The organism is Streptococcus mitis (assembly GCF_946190325.1).
Taxonomy (GTDB): Bacteria; Bacillota; Bacilli; order Lactobacillales; family Streptococcaceae; genus Streptococcus; species Streptococcus mitis_CF.
Map to the genome: position 1 here is coordinate 1 of NZ_CAMHZR010000016.1, position 4,892 is coordinate 4,892.

The following is a 4,892-nucleotide window of genomic DNA, read 5'->3' on the forward strand; positions in this document are numbered from 1 at the left end:
ACAACCAAGGGTGTCGCTGCCCCCATAGTTGCCCAAATCGCTAAAGCACCAATCGCAACAGTCACCACACCAATTGCTAGGTCTTTCCAACCGTTTTTGGCTCGATCCTCCGTAGCCAAGGCTTCAAAACGGACCTTGTCTCGCTCCTGGGCTGCTTGTACACGCTCAACACGACTCTCCATCTGCTGGGTCGCCTGTTTGTAAGCTATCGCAAAGCGTTGAACAGACTGGAGTTTGGCAAAATCTCCTGACTGATAAGTCCCTACCGTACGTGTCTTCCCTGCGTGCTCTGCGACCAAAGCCTTGGTCGCAGACAAGAGTTCCTTAAAGGCAACCAAATCCTGACTCGCATGATTACTTTCATACTGAGTGATGGAGGTATCCAAGTTCTTGAGCTGATTCATGAGAAAGTTATAGTTCATGACCGTACTGGTATGACTGCTTCCTTCGTAGCTCACCAAGTCTGAAATCTTGTCCTTGGTCGTGTTCAAGAGCTCAATCTCACCCTTCAAATCGTCCCGTGAACTCTTTAAAGCACTATGAAGGTTTGTAAATACCTTACTTGGAAGCTTTGTATGAAGATCACCATCAATCTGGTAGTAACCATCCTTGTACAGCAGGAGGTTAGTTGAGTAGTCATTCATCAGGTTGACCAGAGTCTGAAGGAGAGTCCCATGCACCTCTACTAGGTAGGTGCGCATACTCGAGATGGCCTGACCTTGGAGATTTTGATTGTTGATGAAGTCACTCATAGCCTTATTTAGACTAGCGATGGCCTCTTCCCAAGCATTCATCGTCTTTTGACTTTCCACTTGAACAGAGGTAATATCATCAAATTTTATCTTGTAACTCATAGAACCTCCCTACTGCAAGCCAGAAAACAGTGTTTGTCCCAATACTGTATCTGTACGGGCCAACTCTTTTCCTGTAGCTGCCATCAAGGCGATGTCTGTTCCCAATAAGGACGTATAGCTCGTCATCAACTGATAGAGCTCATTGAATTGTTTTTGATATAGGTTCACTCCTTCTTCATTATACCACAAAAAGAGAGCGTCTTTCGCTCCCTTTATTACTCCGGTAATTCTACCTTCAAGCTCATATCCGTATTCTGCAATGTCTTCTGAACAGTTGCTAGGAGTGCTAAACTGTTATCAGATGGAGAATACTGGAATGTGATATGGATGACTTTTTGGTCAAAGTTATCTCCATATCGTTCCACATACTGTTTGCTTTCGAGAAAATGAATATAATTGTTTATTTTTTCTTGCAGAATTTTTAGATGAACTGCTTCTATTTCTTCCTCCCAGCCAATTGGATCCACAAGGAGTAACTCTAAATGACTATCTACAACACCAATAGAGTCTAGTTCGCTAGGTTTCAGTTTTGAAACGATAACTTGTGTGACGATTTGATTAAATTCTTCAGGAGAAAATATTTTTTGGTTATCAGATAAATCATTAAAAATTAGATCAGGATTATTTCGTATAAAAATTTTGTCTGACTCTTCTTGTGTATATTGCTTTTTTGATTTCCAAAAACCATATTGCGCATAATTCATTAACTCTTTACCAGTATGTTCTCCCGACATATAGCTATCGGCAGCTTCTTTGGGGATTTCTTGAACCACTTCTGGCATGGTAATATTAAAAGTTGGATAACGTAAAAAATACTTATCCCCATCTTGACAGATTTCCAACATGTCTTTTTGGCTTAAATAAATAGTTTCCATTCTCATCTCCTTTGTTGTTTACCAAATATCTACTAATGTTACCTTATCTTTTGGAACCGGGTCTATTACTGCTTCAGGAACTCCTCCAGGGTATGTTTTCCCTCCTGGTCGCCACTGTGGATTAGCACGTGATCCTCCCTCATTTCCATCAGGAATTCTGTAATTATGTACTTCCTGCGGAAGAACCAGTTTAGGAGAGTCTCCTAAACTTCCCTCATCCAATCCCAATAAAGCCTCTAATTTTCTCGGATTTCCATCAGCCTCTTTAATCATGGCCTTTGCTACATCTTTTGGAAAAACAAAAGCTCCATCTTCTCGACCAAAATTACCAAATTTCTGGATGAAGAAATCATCTTTTACAAAGGCTGCAACTCCATTATCAAATAATTCCTTGTGAGCCTGTCGGTATTCTTTAGGAAGATATTTCCGAGGGTTAGGTCTAAATACGCCATCATCAGGATTAGGACTTATTCTAAGAATCTCATCTACTTGATTTTTATCAACTTCAATTTTTGGGAATTCATTTAAATATTCATTCCATTCCGTAGAGAACTGAGTTTTCACCTTATTGAGACTAAACTTGCTGGCTGCTGAAGCTACCGCATAGCCACCTACGATATTCCCGATAAAGTTTGCGGTTTGAGCGTCTTCCTCACTACCACCTAGGAGCTTAGTCCCATGATAGGCAACCTGACCCGCTGTATAGGCACCTGCTTCCCCTATCGCAAACTGGGTCAAGCCCTTGACAACGCTCTGAGTCTGCCCTATGGGAATCATGATAGCACTCGCCGTCACAAAGATATTCCCAACATCATGATACAGCTTGTCATTGCCCATGAAAAGCGTATCTCTGATGGGATTTCCTGCTTTAGTCTGAATATCCCCTGCATTCCCAAGTTTGATATCCTGATCAGCCTCATACATATTAGAAGCCCCATAGGCTGTTGTCCCAAGACCCACTATACCGCCTGCAACAACTAAAGGAGTCGCAGAGCCCAATGTAACTACGATGGCTGTCACTCCGACAATGATAGTCAATGCGCTAACAGCCATGTCTTTCCAACCCTTATCTGATCGAGCCAAGGCTTCAAAACGGACCTTGTCCCGCTCCTGAGCTGCTTGTACACGCTCAACACGACTCTCCATCTGCTGGGTCGCCTGTTTGTAAGCTATCGCAAAGCGTTGAACAGACTGGAGTTTGGCAAAATCTCCTGACTGATAAGTCCCTACCGTACGTGTCTTCCCTGCGTGCTCTGCGACCAAAGCCTTGGTCGCAGACAAGAGTTCCTTAAAGGCAACCAAATCCTGACTCGCATGATTACTTTCATACTGAGTGATGGAGGTATCCAAGTTCTTGAGCTGGTTCATGAGGAAGTTATAGTTCATGACTGTACTGGTATGACTGCTTCCTTCGTAGCTCACCAAGTCTGAAATCTTGTCCTTGGTCGTGTTCAAGACCTCAATCTCACCCTTCAAATCGTCCCGTGAACTCTTTAAATTACTATGAAGGTTTGTAAACACCTGACCAGGTAGCTTTGTATGAAGGTCACCATCAATCTGGTAGTAGCCGTCCTTGTACAGTAGGAGATTGGTTGAGTAGTCATTCATCAGGTTGACCAGAGTCTGAAGGAGAGTCCCATGCACCTCTACTAGGTAGGTGCGCATACTCGAGATGGCCTGACCTTGGAGATTCTCACTTAATGTAAAAACAGGAACTTGCCTATAACTAAAAGTGAATAAACAAGTTCCTTACAAGCTATTTTAATGGCGATAAAGCATCAAAAAATTACTTTTCAATAGAATTTAAAAAGTTATCAATGGCTTGGCCTTCTAAACTTTTTACTTTAACTCCCTGATCTTTAAAGATTCCTAAAGGTGTTTCGATTATTTTTAAGACTTCAATGTCTTTTCGGCTAATCTCTTTTGCCCATTCTAACTTATTTATCTGCTTGAATCCCAACTCATCCTTTATTTGATTTTGGTTGGCGCTTGGTATTATTTCAAACCAATCTTTCTCAACATTCCTTCGAATCATCCCACTACTAACATGAAAAGAATGCCCCTTATATTGAATCTCATAATGAATACTGTATAGATAGTCTAGCTCTTCCATCTTGACTTTTTTTGTAAATACATTATCAGATATCCTCCCCCAAGGACTTATATAATTTTGAAAATCTTTAAATTTAACACGACTATATAAAATTACTTCATGCTTGTTCTCATATTCCGCTTCAAATTTGTTTTGTTTATAAATTGCGTACATTACTATCCCTCATTCCAATACTATCCAGCCTTTATCTTTAGTAAAACCGTATTGTTTCATAACTTTACCAGTTTTACTTTCAAAAATGCTTATCATATCTCCATTCTTAAATACATGTTCTTCCATCAATTTATACTCCGGTAATATGATATTCTTAGAACCTGTAAAACCTCGACCTGTAAAAGGATAACTCGCATTATCAAGTTCACCAAATGGAATATCTAGCTTATCTGCTTCATCCAAGAAAAATGATATCTTCGCATAGGTCTTGGTTTTTTCTAAGTCAAAAGGAGTATTGGGGTAGTCTAATCGATTTCCTTCAACTATTTCTGGAAGAGTAGTTAATGATTTTGAATGCTCATCAACCGAGACAAAACCTGCAAAAGAATTACGTTCTCCGCTGAGATATGATTCAACAAACTCTGTAGGTATCGTTTTATTCATCTTGGTTTTAGGAGCTGGTATACCAATCTCTTTGCGAACAGCTTTGACAAAGGCATCTGTTTTAGCTGATAAAGTCGTATCTGCATCTACTAAGTTCGAAAAGTCCTCCAGGCTATAACCCGCCTTATTGATTTTAGCTTTTATTTCTGGAGATGTATATAGTTCTAGATTTGATAATCGATCACTATTCAGAGTGTATTTTTTTGTATTCGTAGAAAAGGCATCTTTCACCTTATTGAGACTAAACTTGCTGGTTGCTGAAGAGACCGCATAGCCTCCTACGATATTCCCGATAAAGTTTGCGGTTTGAGCGTCTTCCTCACTACCACCTAGGAGCTTAGTCCCATGATAGGCAACCTGACCCGCTGTATAGGCACCTGCTTCCCCTATCGCAAACTGGGTCAAGCCCTTGACAACGCTCTGAGTCTGCCCTATGGGAATCATGATGGCACT

4 protein-coding genes and 2 pseudogenes are annotated in these 4,892 nt (G+C 40.7%); all 6 read right to left on the reverse strand.

Features of this window, described 5'->3' with window-relative positions; translation table 11 throughout:
- On the reverse strand, nucleotides 1-854 hold an 854-nt coding region (locus N8M95_RS09025; protein ID WP_261117072.1), incomplete at its 3' end, for an LXG domain-containing protein.
- Nucleotides 855-863: 9 nt separating this feature from the next.
- Nucleotides 864-1,022 (reverse strand): hypothetical protein, encoded by a 159-nt coding sequence (locus N8M95_RS09030; RefSeq protein ID WP_162927853.1) that lies wholly within the window; start codon nucleotides 1,020-1,022, stop codon nucleotides 864-866.
- Between the two features lie 47 nt (nucleotides 1,023-1,069).
- A complete protein-coding gene (locus N8M95_RS09035) occupies nucleotides 1,070-1,729 on the reverse strand; it encodes a DUF6572 domain-containing protein (RefSeq protein ID WP_004264174.1) in 660 nt (219 codons plus the stop codon).
- 18 nt (nucleotides 1,730-1,747) lie between these two features.
- A pseudogene (locus N8M95_RS09040) lies at nucleotides 1,748-3,421 on the reverse strand (LXG domain-containing protein); the annotation flags it as partial.
- 94 nt (nucleotides 3,422-3,515) lie between these two features.
- Nucleotides 3,516-3,995: a hypothetical protein gene (locus N8M95_RS09045; protein ID WP_120769991.1), complete on the reverse strand. Its 480-nt coding sequence runs from the start codon at nucleotides 3,993-3,995 to the stop codon at nucleotides 3,516-3,518.
- Nucleotides 3,996-4,004: 9 nt separating this feature from the next.
- Nucleotides 4,005-4,892, reverse strand: a pseudogene (locus N8M95_RS09050) (hypothetical protein); the annotation flags it as partial.